A 20374-nucleotide genomic window follows, 5' to 3' on the forward strand; every position below is an offset into this window, starting at 1 on the left:
CCGGGTCCGGGGCCTGCACTGCTATACAAGGAGTCGATATGCCCGCCCCGAGACACCTCGCCGGCCTTTGTGCCGGCCTGCTTTTCTGTTCCCTGGCGTCGGCCGATGCCCTGCCCCAGCGCTGGGTGAGCGCGGGAGGGGCGGTCAGCGAATGGGTGGTGGCGCTGGGGGGGGAACCGCAGCTGGTCGGCGTCGACACCACCAGCCAGCACCCGGAGAGCCTCAAGCGCCTGCCCAGCGTCGGCTACCAGCGGCAGCTGGCGGCGGAAGGGCTGCTGTCCCTGCGCCCCGAGCTGCTGGTGGGCACCGAAGAAATGGGGCCGCCGCCGGTGCTGGCGCAGGTGAAGGCGGCCGGGGTGCAGGTAGAGCAGCTGTCCTCGCAGCCGGACCTGGCGGCTCTGGCCCACACCCTCGAACGCCTGGGCGCGTTGCTCGGTGACCCTGCACGGGCTGAGCAAGCCCGGATCGACTATGTGGCGCGGCTGGACAGCCTGGCGGCCCATGTCCGCGAGGCCCAGGGAAAACAGACTGCTCCACGCGTGCTGCTGCTGGTGGGGCATGCCGGCAGCAACCCGCTGGCGGCCGGCAAGGGCACCTCGGGCGCCTGGATGATCGAACGCGCCGGTGGCTTCAACGTGGCCGATCATTCCGGCTACAAGGCCCTGTCCAACGAGGCATTGGCGGCCCTCGACCCGGAGGTGGTCGTTGTGGCCGACCGGGCGCTGGTGGGCGAAGCCGCGCGGGAGGCGCTGCTGCGCCAGAACCCCACCCTGGCGCTCACCCGGGCCGGGCGCGCGGGCCGCTTCCTGGTGCTGGACCCGACCTTGCTGGTGGGCGGACTGGGCCCCCGGCTGCCGGATGCGCTGGCGGCGTTGTCCGCCGGCTTTTATCCTCAGGCCCCCGCCCCGGATGCTGAGCACCGAGCCACCCCATGAAGCCCGTGTTGTCGCCACGCCTGCTGTTCATCGGCCTGTCTCTGCTGCTGCTGGTGGCGCTGTGGCTGTCCCTCGCCCTTGGGCCGGTGAGCCTGCCGCTGGATGCGACCCTGCGGGCGCTGCTGCGCCTGGTGGGCGTGCCGCTGGACGGTGACGGGCTGGAGCAGGCCGAACTGATCCTGACGCAGATCCGCCTGCCGCGAACCCTGCTGGGGCTGGCGGTGGGGGCCGTCCTGGCGGTGTCCGGGGTGGCGATGCAGGGGCTGTTCCGCAACCCCCTGGCCGACCCTGGGCTGGTGGGCGTTTCCAGTGGCGCGGGGCTGGGCGCGGCCGTGGCCATTGTTGGCGGCGCGGCGCTGGGCGGGCTGCCGGAGGTTCTGGCGCCGTACCTGCTGTCCATCAGTGCGTTCGCCGGCGGCTTCCTCATCACCGCCCTGGTCTATCGCCTCGGTCGGCGCGACGGGCAGACCAGCGTGGTGACCATGCTGCTGGCCGGCATCGCCCTCAACGCCCTGGCCTTCGCCACCATCGGCCTGTTCACCTACCTGGCCGACGACGCCACCCTGCGCACGCTCACGTTCTGGAACCTGGGCAGCCTGAACGGCGCCAGCTACGCACGCTTGTGGCCGCTGTTGGTGGTGGTGCTGGCGGTGATCGCCTGGCTGCCGCGCCGGGCCAGCGCATTGAATGCCTTGCTGCTGGGCGAGTCGGAGGCGCGGCACCTGGGGTTCGATGTGGAGCGCCTCAAGGGCGAGCTGGTGTTCTGCACCGCGCTGGGTGTCGGTGCGGCCGTGGCCGCCTCGGGTCTGATTGGCTTCATCGGGCTGGTCGTGCCGCACCTGGTGCGCCTGCTGGCCGGGCCGGACCATCGTGTGCTGCTGCCAGCCTCGGCCCTGGCGGGGGCGAGCCTGATGCTGTTCTCCGACCTGGCTGCGCGACTGGTGCTGTCGCCTGCGGAGCTGCCCATCGGCATCGTCACGGCCCTGGTGGGGGCGCCGTTCTTCCTTTATTTGCTGCTGCGAGGGCGCGCGTGATGCTACGTGCCGAAGGGCTGTCGATCCGGCGAGGCCACACGGTGGTGCTGGAGGGGGTGGAGCTGGCCGTCCGGCCGGGCGAGGTGCTGGGTGTGCTCGGCCCCAACGGGGCAGGCAAGAGCACCCTGCTTGGCGCGTTGTGCGGCGAACTGGCGCCGGCGAGCGGGCAGGTGCTGCTGGCGGGCCGCCCGCTGGCGGGCTGGAACGGCCCCGAGCGGGCTCGTCAGCTGGCGGTATTGCCGCAGAGTTCCAGCCTGGGCTTTGCCTTCTCCGTCGAGGACGTGGTGGCCATGGGGCGCCTGCCCCACGCCACCGGCCGCGCGCGGGATGCGGAAATCGTCGACGAGACCCTGCACGCGGTGGATGCCGCTCACCTGGCGGGGCGCAGCTACCTGGCCCTGTCCGGTGGCGAGCGCCAGCGTGTGCACCTGGCCCGGGTGCTGGCGCAGCTCTGGCCGGGTGGGGAGGGGCAGGTGCTGTTGCTGGACGAGCCGACCTCGGCGCTCGACCCCTTGCACCAGCACACCACCCTGCAGGCGGCCTGGGCATTCGCCCGGCAAGGCGTGGCGGTGCTGGTGATCCTGCATGACCTCAACCTGGCGGCGCGCTACTGTGATCGCCTGTTGCTGCTGGCCGAAGGGCGTCCCCAGGCGCTGGGAACCCCGGAGGAGGTGCTTCGGGCCGACACGCTGGAGGCGGTGTTCGGGCTGGAGGTGCTGGTGCAGCGTCACCCGGAGCGCGGGCATCCCCTGATCGTCGCGCGCTGAGCATGCTTGCGAGGTCGACATGAGGTTCATCCTGGTCTGCGGTTTTCTTCTGCTGGCGGCCTGCCAGTCGCTCCCTCCCGTGCCGGCCTGGCAGAGCCCGGAGGGGCGGCAGCACCCGGACCTGGGCGTCATCCTCGACCTGCGTGACGGGCGCCGCCTCTCCCCGGACGAACTGGTGGACGCGCTGGCGCCGGTGCCCCGGGTGCTGGTGGGTGAGCAGCACGACAACCCGGACCACCACGCCCTGGAGCTGTGGCTGTTGCAGGCGCTGGAGCAGCGTCGGTCCCAGGGCAGCCTGCTGATGGAGATGCTCACGCCGTCGCAGCAGGCCAGGGTCGATGCCGTTCGCGGTCAGTCGGTGGCGGACCTGCCCAAGGCTCTGGACTGGGAGGGCGGATGGGACTGGTCGCTCTACGGGCCGCTGGTGCGCCATGGGTTGGCCCAGCCCTATCCACTGCTGGCAGCCAATCTGGATCGTGATGAGATCCTCGCCATCTACCGGCAGCCGCCGCGCCTCGAGGGCGCTGCTGCGACGGCGCCGGCCGTGCAGACCAAGCTGACGGAGCAGGTGCGCCAGTCCCATTGCGGGTTGCTGCCGGAGAGCCAGTTCCCGCCCATGGTGGCGGTGCAGCAGCAGCGGGACCGGCGCATGGCCGAGCGCCTGCTGGCCGCCCCGGCGCCGGCGCTGCTGGTGGCCGGCAGCTACCATGCCCGGCGCGACCTGGGGGCGCCGCTGCACCTGGCGGACCTCGGGCTGGAGCCTGACCAGGCGCGGGTGGTGATCCTCGCCGAGGCCGGCAAGGTCGTTGATGCCGCCGAGGCGGATTTCGTCTGGTACACCGCTGCCGTCACCCCGGTGGACCACTGCGCCGAGATGCGCAAGCAGATGCACACGCGCCCTTGAATCCACCCTGTTGGCGATCCCGGAGCCCGTATGGCTGAACTGAACGATCCTGAGCTGGCCACCCTGGCGGTCCGCCTGCTCGACCTGACCTCCCTCAACGACACGGATGACGAGGCGACCATCGATGCCCTTTGCGCCCGTGCACTGACGCCCGTTGGGGCGGTGGCTGCCGTCTGCGTCTACCCGCGCTTCATCGGCTTCGCCCGGCGGCGCCTTGATGCGCTGGGTGCCGAAGCCGTGCGCGTGGCCACCGTGGCCAACTTTCCCCAGGGTGGCGTCGATGTACGGCGAGCACTGGAGGAAACCCGGGCGGCCGTGGCCGATGGGGCGGACGAGGTGGACTTGGTCTATCCCTATGCCGTATTGCTGGCGGGCGATGCCCAGCCGGGGCGCGATCTGGTGGCGGCGTGTCGGGAGGCCTGCGGGGATCGGGCGTTGCTCAAGGTGATTCTCGAGACCGGGGCGCTGGCGCAGCCGGAGCTGATCCGCCAGGCCAGCCGCGATGCGATCACAGCGGGTGCCCAGTTCATCAAGACCAGCACCGGCAAGGTGCCGGTCAACGCCACGCCGGAGGCGGCATCGCTGATGCTCGGGGTCATTGCCGAGCACGGCGGTATGGTGGGCTTCAAGGCGGCCGGCGGCTTGCGGACCCTGGCGGATGCGCGCTGCTACATCGAGCTGGCACGGGCGACGCTCGGCGCGCAGTGGGTAACGCCCGGGCATTTGCGGCTCGGTGCCTCGGGCCTGCTGGCCGAGTTGCTGAAGAGCCTGGGTGAAGCGGGCGAAGCCGGAACAGGCACTGGCTACTGATTCATCCCCACCTTCCCAACGTTCACGAGCGAGGCTGTCATGGCCACACCCCACATCAACGCCCGGCCGGGTGACTTTGCCGAGACCGTGCTCATGCCCGGTGACCCGCTGCGGGCCCGGGCCATCGCCGAAACCTTTCTGGAGGACGTGCGAGAGGTGAACGCGGTGCGCAACATGCTCGGCTATACCGGCCGCTACCGAGGGCAGCGCGTTTCGGTCATGGGGTCGGGCATGGGCATCCCCTCCATCTCGCTCTACGCCCATGAGCTGTTCAGCCAGTTCGGCGTGCAGCGAATCATCCGCGTGGGCAGTTGCGGGGCCTTGCAGCCGGACGTCCACCTGCACGACCTGGTGATTGCTCAGGGCGCGTCCACCGATTCCGGCGTCAACCGCAAACGCTTCGGTGGCTTCGACTTCGCCGCGCTAGCGGATTACCGCCTGTTGGCGCGTGCCGTGAATCGAGCCGATGAAATGGGGATGACGGTGCACGTGGGCAATGTGTTTTCCGCCGACCTGTTCTACGAGCCGGCGGCCGACTGGATGGTGCCCATGAGCCGGATGGGCATCCTCGCCGTGGAGATGGAGGCGGCGGGGTTGTATGGCGTGGCCGCGGAACTGGGACGTGAGGCCTTGGCCGTGCTGACGGTGAGCGACCAGTTGCTGACGGGGGAGCGCCTCGGAGCGCAGGCGCGCCAGGAAGGGCTCCACGACATGACCCGGCTGGTGCTTGAAAGCGTGATCGTCTGAGGGCGGTAAACCCAGGTGGGGCGAGGCTTCCGGCGGTTTTCTGCAGGCAAAAAAAGACCCGGCAAACTGCCGGGTCAATAACCGTGATTAGCCTGATGAGGAGATAATCTGAAGAGTCCGACTGCTTGGTCTCTCAGCTTACCGGCTGATCTCGCGACCAGTTGTGATAATAATAACAATTCTCATTTCGTGGTCAAGCGCAGGATGTAAAAAAATTCGTCAGAACAGGATGAACGGTCATCAGCCATGAAAAAACCCAGCATGTGCCGGGCTTTTTGTAGGGCTCTGTGGATCAGCCTTCCGGGTTCGCCTGGCGCTGCTGGGTGATTTCCTTGTTCAGCAGGTCGATGCGCCGGGCCATGCTCTCGATGAGGCTGTGGGCGATGCGGGGGTTGCTCTGCATCAGGCTGAGGAACTGGTCCTTGGGGATCACCATCACGGTGCAGGGCTCGCTGGCGATGACGGTGGCGCTGCGCTTCTCGCGGGTGAACACCGCCATGGCGCCGAAGATCTCGTCCTTCTGCACGTCGCCGACCTTCTGGCCGTCGACGAAGGCTTCGGCATGGCCTTCGATGATGATGAAGACGTGGTCGGCTTCATCGCCCTGGTGGATCAGCTCCTCGCCGGCGGCGAAGTGCTGGAAGCCGGTGGAGGGGCGGATTTCCGGCTGCTTCAGTCGGGCCAGTGCATCCGAAAGCAGGGCGGTGTGACCGATCAGGTACTGGATGAACTGTTCCTGGCGCTGCTCATCGGCATAGATGTGCTTGAACACGGCGCTGCGGGAATAGGGAATGAGGCTGACGGGCTCGTCGCTGCGGTAGCGGCAGCTGGGCAGTTCGATGCCCTGGCGCAGACCCACCAGATCGCCCTCCTGGAGGTAGAACAGCGGACGTTCGTCGACCAGGGCGTGCAGCAGGCCATTCTCGATGATGAACAGCTGATTGCCGGGCAGCTCCCGGTTCAGGTCCTCGACCGACTCGAAGGAGAGCGGGGGGCCGGAAGGTTCAAGCCCGTCGAGCAGCTGGCTGGGAATGCTTTGCAGTCGGTTGATCAGCTGGTCGGCGTAAGCAGGTTGCTCCCCGAGTAGGTACATGTCGGTAAATTCCTTGGACTGACTGGGCTTGGACGCACGAACGTCCCTGAAACAATAGGGCGCATCGGTACGAACGTAAATCACCGAACGCCGGTGTTGTGAGCTAGCTCCTGTTGTTTTGCGGGAAAGACTCGAGCTCTCCGTTGAGCTGGGCCTTGTGGCCCGGGGGCAGCTCGTTCCAGTGCACGTCCAGCAGGGCTCCTTCGATGGCGTAGAGGAGCACTTTGGAGGCGCGGAAGCCACGGGCCTTTACCGCCCGATAGGCGCCTACGGCACCCAGTCGGCGAAGGTCGGACGCGTTATGGATGCCTACCGCGTGCAGCCACTGCGCCGAGGTCTTGCCCAGGTTCTTCAGGTTCTGCAATTCATCGTTCATCGAGCCTCCTTGCAATGGGTGCGCGAGAGGACAGGTTTCCCGGTGTCGCGCCCAAGAGTGTAGCGGGCGGTCAGGCGGACGTGGCCTCATGACATCACCCGCTCGACGGTTGGTCAGCGGTGGGTGTTGTAGCGCAGGCGGGTGCCGAAATTCACCGACATGAGCAGCTCGTCCGCCGCCAGTTCGGTGGGGAAGTAGGCGCCCGAGATCTGTGCGTGGGCGATGCTGGCGCCCTGCAGCTGGGACTCGCGGAAGTCGATGCCGCGCAGGTCGGCACCCCGGAAGTAGGCGTCGGTGAAGTCGACGCCCCGGGCATCCAGGCCGCGCAGGTCGACGCCGCGGAAGTCACCGCCGCGCAGGTCGACGGTGCCGTCGGCTGGTTTCTGGGCGTTGAAGCCCGCGATGTCGTCGTTGCGGAGGAGGAGGTAGAGAGGCGAGTCGAGCTGATGGGGAAGTGTCATGGCGGGGCTCGTCCGTTGAGGGTTCCCCGGGAGTATAGAAGGTGCGGCAGGAATTCCCTGCCGCACCTTGGGAGGGGCTCAGAGCCCCGGCAGGAACTGGCGGATGCGCTCGACGAGGGTGTCCAGGCTCTTGGCCTGGTGGGTGTCGACGCGGGTGCTGTGGGCTTGCTCTTCGCTGTCGAGGGCCTCGCGGCTGGCGTGCTGCGCCTGTACCACCTCCAGGGTGGCGTCGGACGGGTCGGTGCCCTGCTGGCGACGCTGCTCCAGCCAGCCGCCAATGACCGCGTCCGGGGCCTGGCAGTCGAGGATCAGGAACGCGGTGCCGGCCTTCTCGGCCACGGCGCGGGCGCCCTGGCGCTGGGCGCGTTTGAGGTAGGCGGCGTCGAGCACCACCGGGAAGCCGGCGCTCAGTACCTGCTCGGCCAGCTCGTGCAGGCGCTGGTAGGTGGCCTCGGTGGATTCGGGGCTGTAGATCCCGCTGTTCAGTTCGCCGTTTTTCCCCGTCTGCTCGCCGAACAGACGCTTGCGCTCCACGTCCGAACGCAGGCGGATGGCACCCAGGGCTTCCACCAGACGCAGGGCGACGTGGCTCTTGCCGACCGCAGAGACGCCGTGGGTGATAGCGAGGAAGCGCAGCGGGATGGCGCTGTAGCTCTCTGCCAGGTTGGCGTAGTTACGGTACTGGCGCAGGGTGGCGGCGCGCTGCACGGCATCGGTCTGGTGGGCGAGGCTGAACAGGGCGACCTTGGCACGCACCAGGGCGCGGTAGGCCTTGTAGAAGTTGAGCAGGGCCAGGCCGCGGTAGTCGCCGGTTTCCTCGAGGTAGCGGCTGACCAGGCGGCGGGAGAGCGACTTGAGGCCACGGTCTTCGAGGTCCATCGCCAGGAAGCCGATGTCGGCGTAGACGTCGGTGAAGCGGAAGGGCTCGTTGAACTCGATGCAGTCGAACAGCACCACTTCGCCATTGATGAGGGTGGCATTGCCCAGGTGGATATCGCCGTGGCACTCACGGATGAAACCGTCGCGCTTGCGCTCGGCCAGCAGCGGCTTGAGGCGCTCGAAGCTGCTCTGCGCCCAGGCTTCCAGGGCGTCGAGTTGCTGCAGGTCGGCCTTGGCCTCGAGCATCGGGCGGATCTGGTCGAAGTTCTGTTGCACCGGCTGCATCACGGCTTCGGGCGTGCCCAGCGGGTGCTTCTCGTCCACGCGGGGGGCTTCGAGGTGGAACCGGGCGATCTGCGCGGCCAGGGCGTCGACGTGGGCCGGGCTCAGTTCACCGCGGGACTGGATCTCGCTCAGCAGGTTGCTCTGCGGGAACTGTGCCATGCGGATGGCGTACTCGATCACCGGGCCTTCGCCTCCCAGGCGGGGGGCGGCCTCGCTGCCGGTGATGGCCACTACATCCAGGTAAAGGTCATGAGTCAGGCGCTGGTTGAGGCGGACTTCCTCGGTGCAGAAGTGCTGGCGGTCTTCCAGGCGGGTGAAGTCGAGGAAGCCGAAATTAACCGGCTTCTTGATCTTGTAGACGTAGGGACCGGTGAGCAGCACCCAGGAGATATGGGTTTCGATGACGCTGAAGGCTTCCACCGGATGGGGGTAGAGGCTCGGGTCCTGAAGGGCTTGGATCAATTGTTGGCTCACGGTCGTTCCTTGTTCTGGCACGTGCAGAGGCGGGCATTATGGGTGCTGTGCGCCACTCTGCAAACCGTCAGGGGGCGCCTTCTGGCGCTGGGCAAAGTGCGTATAATGCGCCGCCATGACTCGTTCCCGATCCCCCCGCTCCCGTAAGAAACCCCGTTCCAGTGGCTTGCGCAGGCTCTTCGGCTGGGCTTTCAAGCTCAGCCTGGTGGGCCTGGTCGTCCTGGCGGGCTTCGCCGTCTACCTGGATGCCATCGTCCAGGAAAAATTCTCCGGCAAGCGCTGGACCGTGCCGGCGAAGGTCTATGCACGGCCCCTTGAGTTGTTCGTCGGGCTGAAGCTGGCCAAGGACGACTTCCTCAAGGAGCTCGACGCCCTCGGCTACCGTCGGGAGAGCGCCTCCAACGGGCCGGGTTCGGCCTCGGTGGCCGGCTCGACGGTGGAGTTGAACACCCGTGGCTTCCAGTTCTACGAAGGGGCTGAGCCGGCGCGGCTGATCAAGGTACGCTTCTCCGGTGACTACGTGGCGGGGCTCAGCCAGGGCAATGGTGCCAACCTGGCGGTCGCGCGCTTGGAGCCGCTGCTGATCGGTGGCCTCTACCCCGCCCACCACGAAGACCGGATTCTCATCAAGCTGGACCAGGCGCCGCCCTACCTGGTGGATACGCTGGTCGCGGTGGAGGACCGAGAGTTCTTCAACCACTGGGGCGTCTCGCTGAAGTCCATCGCGCGGGCCATCTGGGTCAACGCCACCGCCGGCCAATTGCGTCAGGGTGGCAGCACCCTGACCCAGCAGTTGGTGAAGAACTTCTACCTGACCAACGAGCGCAGCATCACCCGCAAGGCCACCGAGGCGATGATGGCCGTATTGCTGGAGATGCATTACGACAAGCGCGAGATCCTCGAGGCTTACCTGAACGAGGTGTTCCTCGGCCAGGACGGCCAGCGTGCTGTGCACGGTTTCGGTCTCGCCAGCCAGTATTTCTTCAGTCAGCCGCTTTCCGAACTCAAGCTGCACCAGGTGGCGTTGCTGGTGGGGATGGTCAAGGGCCCGTCCCAGTTCAACCCGCGCCGCAACCCCGAGCGCGCGCTCGAGCGCCGGAACCTGGTGCTGGACCTGCTCGCCGAGCAGGGCGTGGTCACGGCCGAGGAGGCTGCAGCGGCGAAGGCCAAGCCCCTGGGCGTGACGCCGCGCGGCAGCATGGCCGACAGCTCCTATCCGGCGTTCCTCGATCTGGTCAAGCGCCAGCTGCGGGAGGACTACCGAGACGAGGACCTGACCGAGGAAGGGCTGCGCATCTTCACCAGCTTCGACCCCATCCTCCAGTCCAAGGCCGAGACGGCGCTGGAGGAGACGCTCAAGCGCCTGGCAGGCCGCAAGGGCGTGGACGAGGTGGAGTCAGCGATGGTGGTGAGCAATCCGGAGACCGGCGAAATCCAGGCCCTGATCGGCAGCCGCCAGCCCCGCTTCGCCGGCTTCAACCGGGCCATCGATGCGGTGCGTCCGGTCGGTTCCCTGATCAAGCCCGCTGTCTACCTGACGGCGCTGGAACGGCCCAGCCAGTACACCCTGACCAGCTGGGTGCAGGATGAGCCCTTCTCGGTGAAGGGGCAGGATGGCCAGGTCTGGACGCCGCAGAACTACGATCGCCAGGCCCACGGCACGATCTTCCTCTACCAGGGGCTGGCCAACTCCTACAACCTCTCCACGGCCAAGCTCGGCCTGGACATCGGTGTGCCGAATGTCCTGAAGACCCTAGAGCGCCTGGGCGTGTCCCGCGAGTGGCCGGCATATCCGTCCATGCTGCTGGGCGCCGGTGCGCTCAGCCCGATGGAAGTGGCGACGATGTACCAGACCCTGGCCAGCGGCGGTTTCAACACCCCGCTGCGGGGCATTCGCAGTGTGCTGACGGCGGAGGGTGAACCGCTCAAGCGCTACCCCTTCCAGATTCAGCAACGCTTCGATCCGGGTGCCATCTACCTGGTGCAGAACGCCATGCAGCGCGTGATGCGCGAAGGTACGGGGCGCTCCGTCTACAGCCAGTTGCCGGCGTCCCTGACCCTGGCGGGCAAGACCGGCACCACCAACGATTCGCGTGACAGCTGGTTCGCCGGTTTCAGCCAGGACCTGCTGGCAGTGGTCTGGCTTGGCCGCGATGACAACGGCAAGACGCCGCTGACCGGTGCCACGGGTGCGCTGCAGGTGTGGACCAGCTTCATGCGCAAGGCCGATCCGCTGCCGCTCGACATGCCCATGCCGGAGAACGTCGTCCAGGCATGGATCGATCCGCGTACCGGCCAGGGCTCCGATTCGAGCTGCCCGGGTGCTGTGCAGATGCCTTATATTCGCGGCAGTGAACCCGCCCCTGGCCAGGCCTGTGGAGCGGGTGCGCCGGTGGACTCGGTGATGGACTGGGTCCGCGGCTGGATGCAATGAACCAAGAGGACCTGATGTGAACAAAGGCTGGATTCCTGCGGTTACCGTCGCACTCATGCTCGGTGGTTGCGCCACCCCTCAGCGCAATGCCATTCCTGTCGTCGACTCCGGTGGCCCGATGTCCGAGCAGGAAGAGGGCGCGGGCGGTTACCGTGCGCCCGTGCAGGCTGCCCAGCCTCGCTATGAGCCGCAGGATGCGGGCGTCGTGGTGATGGTTCCAGGGGCCGCTTCCGGCTCGTCCGCACAGGCCATGCCGGCACCGAGTGCGCCCATCAGTGGTTCGGTGACCTCTGGCCCGATCACTCCGGGGCCGCTCGTCACCGGCCCGGCAGCAGGCGTTTCGGCACCTGCCGCCAGCCCCAATTACGGCAGCACCTATTCCGCCCCGAGCGCGCCGTCCATGCCGAGCGGCATCCCCTCCAGTGGTGGCCTGGCTGCCGATGAGCAGCTGGATGGCCCGGTACTGGCCTTGCTGACCACTGCCCAGCAGCAACAGGGTGGTGGTGATCTAAACGGTGCTGCGTCCAGTCTCGAACGTGCACAGCGCATTGCCCCTCGTGAGCCTCAGGTGCTCTACCGCCTGGCGGAGGTTCGCCTCGCCCAGGGGGACGCTGCCCAGGCCGAGCAACTGGCTCGGCGTGGTCTGAGCCTGTCCAACGGGCGTCCTTCCCTCCAGGCGGGCCTTTGGGAGCTGGTGGCCAAGTCCCGCGAGCGTCAGGGTGATCCGGCAGGTGCTGCCCAGGCACGTCAGCGCGCTCGGGTCAGCTCCTGATGGACGTGCGCCTGGCCGAGGTGGCTGATCAGCTGCTACTGATCGAGCGTGAGCTCCGCTTGCTCGGCTGGTGGGCAGAGCAGCCGCCCAGTGCCGAGGCGCTGGCGAGCCAGGCGCCGTTCTGTGTCGACACGATGGCGTTCGAAGAGTGGTTGCAGTGGATCTTCCTGCCGAAAATGAAGGTGATCCTCGAGGCCGGTGCCGAGTTGCCTCGGGTATCCGGCATCCTGCCCATGGCCGAGATGGCCTATCAGGAACGTGCAGGGAACGTGCGGGGGCTTCTGGAAGCGCTCGGCGCTTTCGATCGGTTGATCGGCAGCGCCGGCTGAGCAGGTCGGGCGTGCGTTACTGGCAATTCTCGGCGATGGCCTTCTGGGTTTCCTTGAGTCGGGACTGACGTTCTTCTTCGGTCAGGCGGCGAACCTCTCCCTTGTCTTCCACGCGCAGGCGCGGGTTGTTCTGCATCTGTGCCAGGTTGGTGCGCAGCTGGGTGCAGTATTCCTTGCGCTCGGCTTCCTGCTTGGCGACGTCCTTCTTCACTTTCTCGTCGATGGCCTTTTGCTCGTCCTCGCTGGCGGGCTTGGCCTGTGCGGGCGCCTTGGCCGGCTCTTCGGCTTTGTTGAGAACCGGGTAGGGGTTCTCGAAGCTCGCCTTCGGCTCCTTGGGCTCGGCCTTGCCGGTGGAGACCTGGGTCGAATCCTGGCCTTGCGGAGGTTGTGCGCCGAAATGCGTGACACCCTGGGCATCGACCCACTTGTAGACCTGGCCGGCCATGGCCGAGGTGCTGAGGGCGAGAACCAGGCCTGCGAAAATCATGCGATGCATGGGGGTTCCTTAATAAGAAGGGGAGTCCGGCGGTAACTATAACCAAAGTCCCGTGGCTGTGATCCAGCGTGTGTCACAGCATTTCGCGCGATATTCCGTTAGGGATGACTTGACTTGCGGGGCCCTAATCCGAAGAATCCAGGGTTCGCTGTTCCAGTGGGCCGGCCGCAAGTCGGAAGCTGTAGCAGTCGATGAGGTGCACACCCGCGCCGACCCGCATCACCCTGCAACGCGTTACCTCGCGCTGGGTGGGAAAGCCCCGCAACAACTCTCAGGGGCCGCCCCAATGCTTGTTCTGCCAGTGGCTGACGTAGTCGGCGACCACCAGTCGCTCATGCCCTGTAGACGAGCAATCCTTTCAGGCTGTCCGGTCGCGGGCAGTATTCTGGCGTTCTAGAGGTGATAAACGTGGAGCTCTTATCTGGCGCTGAAATGGTCGTCCGCTCCCTGCGTGACGAAGGCGTTAAGTACATTTACGGGTACCCGGGCGGTGCCCTCCTGCATATCTACGATGCCCTGTTCAAGGAAAGCGATGTGACCCACATCCTGGTCCGTCACGAGCAGGCTGCTACCCATATGGCTGACGGCTACGCCCGTGCCACCGGCAAGGCCGGTGTGGTGCTGGTGACCTCCGGCCCCGGCGCCACCAACGCCGTTACCGGCATCGCCACCGCGTACATGGACTCCATCCCGATGGTGATCCTGTCCGGCCAGGTGCCGAGCAACATGGTGGGTACCGACGCGTTCCAGGAGACCGACATGGTCGGTATCTCCCGCCCGATCGTGAAGCACAGCTTCATCATCAAGCACCCGTCCGAAATCCCCGAGGTGATCAAGAAGGCGTTCTACATCGCCCAGTCGGGTCGTCCGGGACCGGTCGTGGTCGACATTCCCAAGGACATGGGCGACCCGACCCAGAAGTTCGAGTACAGCTACCCGAAGAAGGTGAAGCTGCGCTCCTACAGCCCGGCCGTTCGGGGGCACTCGGGGCAGATCCGCAAAGCTGCCGAGCTGCTGCTGGCTGCCAAGCGCCCGATCCTGTATTCGGGTGGCGGCGTCATCATGGGCGGCGCATCCGAGCCGCTGACCGAGCTGGCCAAGATGCTCAACCTGCCGGTGACCAACACCCTGATGGGGCTGGGCGCGTTCCCGGGCATGGATCGTCAGTTCGTCGGCATGCTCGGCATGCACGGCAGCTACACCGCGAACCTGGCGATGCACCATGCGGACGTCATCCTGGCCGTGGGTGCCCGCTTCGATGATCGCGTGATCAACGGTGCAAGCAAGTTCTGCCCGAACGCCAAGATCATCCATATCGACATCGATCCGGCGTCCATCTCCAAGACCATCAAGGCCGACATCCCGATCGTGGGGCCGGTCGACAGCGTGCTGACCGAGATGGTCGCGATCCTCAAGGAGATCGGCGAGACGCCGAACCGCGAGACCGTTGCCAGCTGGTGGAAGCAGATCGACGAGTGGCGTGGTGACCGTGGCCTGTTCCCCTATGACAAGGGCGACGGCAGCATCATCAAGCCGCAGACCGTCATCGAGACGCTGTGCGAAGTCACCAAGGGCGATGCCTACGTTGCATCCGACGTGGGTCAGCACCAGATGTTCGCGGCCCAGTACTACCGCTTCAACAAGCCCAACCGCTGGATCAACTCCGGTGGCCTCGGCACCATGGGCTTCGGCTTCCCCGCTGCGATGGGCGTGAAGCTGAACTTCCCGGATGCCGACGTGGCTTGCGTGACCGGTGAGGGCAGCATCCAAATGAACATTCAGGAGCTGTCGACCTGCCTGCAGTACGACCTGCCGGTGAAGATCGTCAACCTCAACAACGGTGCGCTGGGCATGGTCCGCCAATGGCAGGACATGCAGTACAACAGCCGCTATTCCCATTCCTACATGGAATCGCTGCCTGACTTCGTCAAGCTGGTCGAGGCCTACGGTCACGTGGGCATGCGCATCACCGATCTCAAGGATCTGAAACCGAAGATGGAAGAGGCGTTCGCACTGAAGAACCGCCTGGTGTTCCTCGATATCCAGGTGGATCCGAGTGAGCACGTCTATCCGATGCAGATCCGGGATGGCGCCATGCGCGATATGTGGCTGAGCAAGACGGAGCGGACCTGACCATGCGACACATCATTTCCCTGTTGCTTGAGAACGAACCCGGAGCCCTGTCCCGCGTCGTCGGTCTGTTCTCCCAGCGCAACTACAACATCGAAAGCCTGACCGTAGCGCCGACCGAAGACCCGACCCTGTCTCGTCTGACCCTGACGACCGTGGGCCAGGACGACGTGATCGAGCAGATCACCAAGAACCTCAACAAGCTGATCGAGGTGGTGAAGCTGGTCGACCTGTCGGAGAGCGCGCACATCGAGCGCGAGCTGATGTTGGTTAAGGTGAAGGCCACTGGCGCCCAGCGCGCCGAGGTCAAGCGCACCACCGATATCTTCCGTGGGCAGATCGTCGACGTGACCAGCAGCGTCTACACGATCCAGCTCGCCGGTACCAGCGACAAGCTCGATAGCTTCATCCAGGCGATCGGCACCAGTTCGATCCTCGAAACCGTGCGCAGTGGCGTGACCGGCATTGCCCGCGGCGACAAGGTGCTGAGCATCTGATTGCTGTTGAATGGAAAACCCCGCCTCGTGCGGGGTTTTTTATTGCCTGGATTTATTGGCGGCGATTCCAGAAGGCGGCGATGAGCGGATCCTTCAGGCGCTTTTCCAGGGCGAAGAGGCCGATGTCGTAGGCGGCCAAGGGCGGTTGGATATCGTAGAGGCGTATGCGTCCGGCCAAAGGGCTGTTGTCGAGGACGATCTGCGGGACCACGCCAATCCCGAACCCAAGGCTCACCATGCTGACGATGGCTTCGTTGCCGCTGACCTGCGCATAGATGTTGGGCTTGATGCCATGACTTTTCAGCCAACGGTCGGTACGGGTCCGGGCGAGGCCCTCTTCCGAGAGAATCATCGGCACGTCCTTCCAGCTTTGCGCGGTAGGCTGATGCAGCTGTTCCTCGGTCAGCAGCTGGGGTGATTGCGGGCCGATGAAGCGCAACTCGGAGCGGGTGATCGACTGGAAGTCGATGCCGACTGGCAGGTTGTCGGGCCGGGCGCCGATGGCGAGGTCTTCCAGCCCCTGTTGCACCCGTTCGACTGCTTTCGCCGGGTCGCCGGTGTGCAGCTTCATCTCGATGCGCGGGTAGTCCTGGCGGAAGCTGCTGAGGATGTCGTAGAGGAAGCTGTAGCTCGCCGTCACCGAGCAATACAACGACAGCTCGCCGTGCAGGTCCTGCTGGTCCTGCATGAGACGTTGGCGGATGGCATGCCAGCCGCTCATGACCTCGCTGGCGTATTCGCGGAACTGCTGGCCCTCGCGAGTCAGCTGCACCGAACGGCTGTCGCGCACGAACAGGGGGGCACCCAGTTCATCTTCGAGCTGCTTGATGCTGCGGCTGAGTGCAGAGGGGCTGACATGCTGCTCCCGGCTGGTCTTGCCGAAGTGCAGGTTGTCTGCCAGGGAGAGAAAGAGCCTGAGCGCGTGGCTGTCCATGTGTGTTTCATTTATCGGCACGTTGCGTTGCGAATATATCATTTTACGCAACGAGACGGATCGCTTAATGTGCCCTTGTCGCGGTGTGCGCACCCCATCCCTTTCGTTATAAGAGCCAGAAACATGAAAGTTTATTACGACAAAGATTGCGATCTCTCCATCATTCAGGGCAAGAAAGTCGCCATCATCGGTTACGGCTCCCAGGGCCATGCCCAGGCCTGCAACCTGAAAGACTCCGGCGTCGATGTCACCATCGGCCTACGCAAGGGTTCCGCCACCGTCGCCAAGGCCGAAGCCCATGGCCTGAAGGTCACCGACGTTGCCAGCGCTGTTGCTGCGGCCGACCTGGTGATGATCCTGACCCCGGACGAATTCCAGGGCCAGCTGTACAAGAACGAGATCGAGCCGAACATCAAGAAAGGCGCCACCCTGGCCTTCTCCCACGGCTTCGCCATCCACTACAACCAAGTCGTACCGCGTGCCGACCTCGACGTGATCATGATCGCGCCGAAAGCTCCGGGTCACACCGTGCGCTCCGAATTCGTGAAGGGCGGCGGTATCCCTGACCTGATCGCCATCTACCAGGACGCTTCCGGCAATGCCAAGAACGTTGCCCTGTCCTACGCCTGTGGCGTGGGCGGCGGCCGCACCGGCATCATCGAAACCACCTTCAAGGACGAAACCGAAACCGACCTGTTCGGTGAGCAGGCCGTTCTGTGCGGTGGCTGCGTCGAGCTGGTCAAGGCCGGCTTCGAAACCCTCGTCGAGGCAGGCTATGCCCCCGAGATGGCCTACTTCGAGTGCCTGCACGAGCTGAAGCTGATCGTTGACCTCATGTACGAAGGCGGTATCGCCAACATGAACTACTCGATCTCCAACAACGCCGAATATGGTGAGTACGTGACCGGTCCGGAGGTCATCAACGCCGAATCCCGTGCGGCCATGCGCAACGCTCTGAAGCGCATCCAGAACGGCGAATACGCGAAGATGTTCATCCAGGAAGGCGCATCCAACTACGCCTCCATGACGGCCTACCGCCGTAACAACGCTGCTCACCCCATCGAGCAGGTTGGCGAGCGTCTGCGCGCAATGATGCCGTGGATCGCCTCCAACAAGATCGTCGACAAGGCCAAGAACTGAGTTCTGGTCTATGCATGAAGAAACGCGGCCTTGGCCGCGTTTTTTCATTGGGGCGCCCGCATCTGGTATAAAGCGACATCGCTGGGCCCGGTAGTTTTTGCCTTCGGCCCGGCTAAATTCATCTGCATATCTGCAAGGATGTTGTTCATGAGTGACCGTCCCGAAGAGCCCGGCAAGGCTCCAGAACCTGAAAGCCTCCTGCCCATCGACGAGCATGTCGAGGAAGGGCACGACGATCAGGGGCGCAAGGTTCGCCATCGCGGTATCTACCTGCTTCCCAACCTGTTCACCACGGCCAACCTGTTCGCCGGCTTCTACGCCATCATCAATGCCATGAGCGGTAATTTCTCCGTTGCAGCGGCGACCATTTTCGTGGCGATGGTCCTCGATAGCCTGGATGGGCGAGTGGCTCGCCTGACCAACACGCAAAGTGCTTTCGGTGCCGAGTACGACTCGCTGTCGGACATGGTGGCCTTCGGTGTGGCTCCGGCATTGCTGGCGTTCGAGTGGGCCTTGAGTGGCCTCAACAGCGTCGGACTTACCGTTGCCTTCATATATGTCGCCGGAGCTGCGCTCCGCCTGGCCCGTTTCAATACCCAGATCGGCAAGGCCGACAAGCGCTACTTCATCGGCCTCGCCAGTCCGGCGGCGGCGGGGGTCGTGGCCGGCACGGTGTGGGCGTTCAGTGACTTCGGTATCAAGGGCTCCAACATGTCCTTCATCGTTGCCATGCTGGTGGCTGCTGCGGGTATGCTGATGGTCAGCAATATCAAGTACTACAGCTTCAAGGACCTGGATCTGAAAGGGCGCGTACCTTTCGTGGCCATCCTCGTGGTGGTGTTGGCCTTTGCCGTGGTCTTCAGTGATCCGCCGCGTATCCTGCTGTTGATCTTCCTGGCCTACGCTGCTTCCGGTCCGGTGCAATACTTGCTCCAGATGCGCCGCCGCCAACACGTCGAGTGATGTAATTTTCCCGCGGCTCCGCAGTCTACTGGCCAAACCGAAGCCGTACTGCGGAGTCCCCGATGCTTATCAAGGTTTCACCTCCCTCTATCGCTCGCGAAAGCGAGGTCACTCCTGAATCCGTCTATCTGTCCCGTCGCACCTTCATGGCAGGTGTGGGGGCTGCCGCTGCACTTGCTGGCTTGCCTGTGCGCGCAGACGGGCCAGGTGACTATCCCGATGTAGAACCTGCGCCGACTCCCGCCTGGTTAGAGGGGAAGTTGTCGGCTACTCGTTGGCGGGCAAGCGTGCCGGGCAATGAGCCTATTACCCCGTTCGCCGACGCTACCCACTACAACAACTTCTACGAGTTCGGCACCAACAAAGGTGATCCTGCCCGCTATGCAGGCGCGCTTGCTGTCGAGCCATGGACAGTCAAGGTGGATGGCGAAGTCGGAAAACCGGGCAGCTTCGGTCTGGAGGACATGGTCAATCCCCATCAGTTGGAGGAGCGCATCTACCGGCTCCGCTGTGTAGAAGGATGGTCCATGGTCATTCCCTGGCTTGGCTTTCCGTTGGCGGAGCTGTTGAAACGGGTCGAGCCCACCTCCAAAGCACGCTTCGTCCGTTTCGAGACACGAGTCGAGCCCGAGCAAATGGCGGGTGTGCGTTCGGGGTTGTCCCTTATCGACTGGCCATACGTTGAGGGCTTGCGCATCGACGAAGCGATGCATCCGCTTACCTTGATGGCTGTTGGTATGTATGGGCGAGTGCTGCCCAACCAGAATGGAGCGCCGTTGCGTCTGGTGGTGCCTTGGAAGTATGGCTTCAAGAGCATCAAGTCCATCGTCCGCATCAGTCTGACGGAGGAGCAGCCTTCGACGACTTGGCAACTGATCGCGCCGAACGAGTACGGCTTCTATTCGAATGTGAACCCGGATGTGGACCATCCCCGCTGGAGCCAGGCGCATGAGCGGCGCCTGCCGAGTGGCCTGTTCAATCCCAGTGTGATTCCGACACGACTTTTCAATGGCTATGAGGAGGTCGCTGGCCTCTACGCCGGGCTCGATCTGCGGAAGAACTACTGATGCGTTATTGGCAATGGAGGTTCGTTGTCTTCCTCGGAGCTTTGGTGCCTCCGGTGTTATGGCTATATCAGGCGTGGATCTTCGCCCTGGGTCCTGATCCGGGAAAGGTACTCGTCGACAGGTTGGGCTTGGGTGTTCTCTGGCTGTTGCTGATTACCCTCAGCATGACCCCTCTGCAGAAGATGACCGGGTGGGGTGGATGGATTGCAGTCAGACGCCAGCTTGGTTTGTGGTCCTTCTTCTATCTATGCCTACACATAACGGCTTATGCCGTCTTTCTGCTGGGGCTCGATCTGCAGCAGTTGGCGAGCGATCTGGGGAAGCGCCCCTATATCTTCGTGGGGGCAGTAGCCTTTGCAGGGCTTCTGATTCTGTCGCTGACGTCCAACCGCTACAGCATCCGGCGGCTTGGGAGGCGCTGGAAGCTGATTCACCGGAGCGTCTATGGAATCCTGGGGCTTGGCCTGCTCCATATGCTCTGGGTCGTTAGGGCTGATATGACCGAATGGGCAGCGTATGCGTTGGTGGGTGCTGTGCTTGTGGGGTTGCGGTTACCTGGTGTTGCGAAGCTTCTGCCAAGGATCTTTCGGGGCGCGCTGAGAGTTGATGGAAATATTTCAAAATAGGTGTTGACGCCGTGGCTGAGGTCTCTATAATGCGCACCACTCCCACGGCGGACAACGAAAACTCCTTGAAAATCAATGAGTTAAGTGTTTGAAGTGGGATGCGGTTCCGGGGTGGTTGCGGATTCGCGGTGATTGATTTGCTAGTCAGGTTGATTGCTGAAAAGAGGTGTTGACAGCGAGTTTGAATGCTGTATGATTCGCCTCCCGCTGATGTTGAAGAG

At 64.4% G+C, this 20374-nt stretch carries 21 protein-coding genes; 15 read left to right on the forward strand and 6 right to left on the reverse strand.

Translation table 11 applies throughout. The features are described from left to right. The first annotated feature begins 38 nt into the window (after nt 1-38). The 6 genes from RTK35_RS06055 to deoD are packed head-to-tail and all read left to right on the forward strand — an operon-like array spanning nt 39 to nt 5197. The gene (locus RTK35_RS06055) at nt 39-935 is read left to right on the forward strand and encodes a hemin ABC transporter substrate-binding protein (protein WP_142014340.1); all 897 of its coding nucleotides are present in this window, start codon (nt 39-41) and stop codon (nt 933-935) included. 50 nt (nt 936-985) lie between these two features. Continuing rightward, entirely contained in the window at nt 986-1969 is a 984-nt protein-coding gene (locus RTK35_RS06060; RefSeq protein ID WP_316907634.1) for an iron ABC transporter permease, read from the forward strand. Beyond that, nucleotides 1969-2736 (forward strand): heme ABC transporter ATP-binding protein, encoded by a 768-nt coding sequence (locus tag RTK35_RS06065; protein WP_316907617.1) that lies wholly within the window; start codon nt 1969-1971, stop codon nt 2734-2736. The genes RTK35_RS06060 and RTK35_RS06065 overlap by 1 nt, the downstream gene beginning before the upstream one ends. Nucleotides 2737-2755: 19 nt before the next feature. After that, nucleotides 2756-3640, forward strand: a complete 885-nt coding sequence (locus RTK35_RS06070) for a ChaN family lipoprotein (protein WP_316907618.1) — start codon at nt 2756-2758, stop codon at nt 3638-3640. 30 nt (nt 3641-3670) lie between these two features. Next, on the forward strand, nt 3671-4450 hold the full coding sequence (gene deoC / locus RTK35_RS06075) for a deoxyribose-phosphate aldolase (RefSeq protein ID WP_316907619.1): 780 nt from the start codon (nt 3671-3673) through the stop codon (nt 4448-4450). 39 nt (nt 4451-4489) lie between these two features. After that, a complete protein-coding gene (gene deoD, locus RTK35_RS06080) occupies nt 4490-5197 on the forward strand; it encodes a purine-nucleoside phosphorylase (RefSeq protein ID WP_316907620.1) in 708 nt (235 codons plus the stop codon). Between the two features lie 292 nt (nt 5198-5489). Here the strand turns inward: deoD and RTK35_RS06085 are convergent, their stop codons facing one another. The 4 genes from RTK35_RS06085 to RTK35_RS06100 all read right to left on the reverse strand — a co-directional run bounded on the left by RTK35_RS06085 (nt 5490) and on the right by RTK35_RS06100 (nt 8765). After that, complete coding sequence (locus RTK35_RS06085; RefSeq protein WP_074974054.1) at nt 5490-6290, reverse strand: Crp/Fnr family transcriptional regulator; 801 nt, start codon at nt 6288-6290, stop codon at nt 5490-5492. 103 nt (nt 6291-6393) lie between these two features. Next, complete coding sequence (locus RTK35_RS06090) at nt 6394-6666, reverse strand: TfoX/Sxy family protein (protein ID WP_044403307.1); 273 nt, start codon at nt 6664-6666, stop codon at nt 6394-6396. 113 nt (nt 6667-6779) lie between these two features. Beyond that, the gene (locus RTK35_RS06095; RefSeq protein WP_142014361.1) at nt 6780-7127 is read right to left on the reverse strand and encodes a pentapeptide repeat-containing protein; all 348 of its coding nucleotides are present in this window, start codon (nt 7125-7127) and stop codon (nt 6780-6782) included. A 78-nt stretch (nt 7128-7205) separates the two neighbouring features. Next, a complete protein-coding gene (locus RTK35_RS06100; RefSeq protein ID WP_316907621.1) occupies nt 7206-8765 on the reverse strand; it encodes an AAA family ATPase in 1560 nt (519 codons plus the stop codon). 115 nt (nt 8766-8880) lie between these two features. Here RTK35_RS06100 and mrcB point away from each other — a divergent pair, with 115 nt between their 5' ends. From mrcB to RTK35_RS06115, 3 genes are read left to right on the forward strand one after another with little or no spacing between them, the layout of a single operon-like run. Continuing rightward, entirely contained in the window at nt 8881-11199 is a 2319-nt protein-coding gene (mrcB, locus tag RTK35_RS06105) for a penicillin-binding protein 1B (RefSeq protein WP_236211550.1), read from the forward strand. A 16-nt stretch (nt 11200-11215) separates the two neighbouring features. Further along, nucleotides 11216-11971 carry a tetratricopeptide repeat protein gene (locus tag RTK35_RS06110; protein WP_082078160.1) on the forward strand — a complete coding sequence of 252 codons (756 nt, stop codon included), beginning with the start codon at nt 11216-11218 and terminating at the stop codon, nt 11969-11971. Continuing rightward, the gene (locus tag RTK35_RS06115) at nt 11971-12300 is read left to right on the forward strand and encodes a YqcC family protein (RefSeq protein WP_282887516.1); all 330 of its coding nucleotides are present in this window, start codon (nt 11971-11973) and stop codon (nt 12298-12300) included. Before RTK35_RS06110 ends, RTK35_RS06115 begins: the two co-directional genes overlap by 1 nt. A gap of 16 nt (nt 12301-12316) precedes the next feature. Here the strand turns inward: RTK35_RS06115 and RTK35_RS06120 are convergent, their stop codons facing one another. Then, entirely contained in the window at nt 12317-12796 is a 480-nt protein-coding gene (locus RTK35_RS06120) for a DUF4124 domain-containing protein (protein WP_069561594.1), read from the reverse strand. 408 nt (nt 12797-13204) lie between these two features. Between RTK35_RS06120 and RTK35_RS06125 the strand changes: the two genes are divergently transcribed. Further along, entirely contained in the window at nt 13205-14929 is a 1725-nt protein-coding gene (locus RTK35_RS06125) for an acetolactate synthase 3 large subunit (RefSeq protein ID WP_160481772.1), read from the forward strand. Nucleotides 14930-14931: 2 nt separating this feature from the next. Beyond that, nucleotides 14932-15423 carry an acetolactate synthase small subunit gene (gene ilvN, locus RTK35_RS06130; RefSeq protein WP_044403291.1) on the forward strand — a complete coding sequence of 164 codons (492 nt, stop codon included), beginning with the start codon at nt 14932-14934 and terminating at the stop codon, nt 15421-15423. A 52-nt stretch (nt 15424-15475) separates the two neighbouring features. On the opposite strand, the gene ilvY is transcribed toward ilvN, so the two are convergent. Further along, nucleotides 15476-16357 (reverse strand): HTH-type transcriptional activator IlvY, encoded by an 882-nt coding sequence (gene ilvY, locus RTK35_RS06135; protein ID WP_282887517.1) that lies wholly within the window; start codon nt 16355-16357, stop codon nt 15476-15478. A gap of 123 nt (nt 16358-16480) precedes the next feature. Between ilvY and ilvC the strand changes: the two genes are divergently transcribed. The 4 genes from ilvC to msrQ all read left to right on the forward strand — a co-directional run bounded on the left by ilvC (nt 16481) and on the right by msrQ (nt 20153). Then, complete coding sequence (gene ilvC, locus RTK35_RS06140) at nt 16481-17497, forward strand: ketol-acid reductoisomerase (protein ID WP_044403288.1); 1017 nt, start codon at nt 16481-16483, stop codon at nt 17495-17497. Between the two features lie 147 nt (nt 17498-17644). Continuing rightward, nucleotides 17645-18460 (forward strand): CDP-diacylglycerol--serine O-phosphatidyltransferase, encoded by an 816-nt coding sequence (gene pssA / locus RTK35_RS06145; protein ID WP_316907622.1) that lies wholly within the window; start codon nt 17645-17647, stop codon nt 18458-18460. Between the two features lie 62 nt (nt 18461-18522). Next, nucleotides 18523-19527, forward strand: coding sequence for a protein-methionine-sulfoxide reductase catalytic subunit MsrP (msrP, locus tag RTK35_RS06150; protein WP_316907623.1), 1005 nt, complete (start codon nt 18523-18525; stop codon nt 19525-19527). After that, entirely contained in the window at nt 19527-20153 is a 627-nt protein-coding gene (msrQ, locus tag RTK35_RS06155) for a protein-methionine-sulfoxide reductase heme-binding subunit MsrQ (RefSeq protein ID WP_316907624.1), read from the forward strand. Before msrP ends, msrQ begins: the two co-directional genes overlap by 1 nt. Nucleotides 20154-20374 lie beyond the last annotated feature (221 nt).

It is taken from the genome of Pseudomonas sp. zfem003 (genome assembly GCF_032621675.1).
GTDB lineage: Bacteria > Pseudomonadota > Gammaproteobacteria > Pseudomonadales > Pseudomonadaceae > Metapseudomonas > Metapseudomonas otitidis.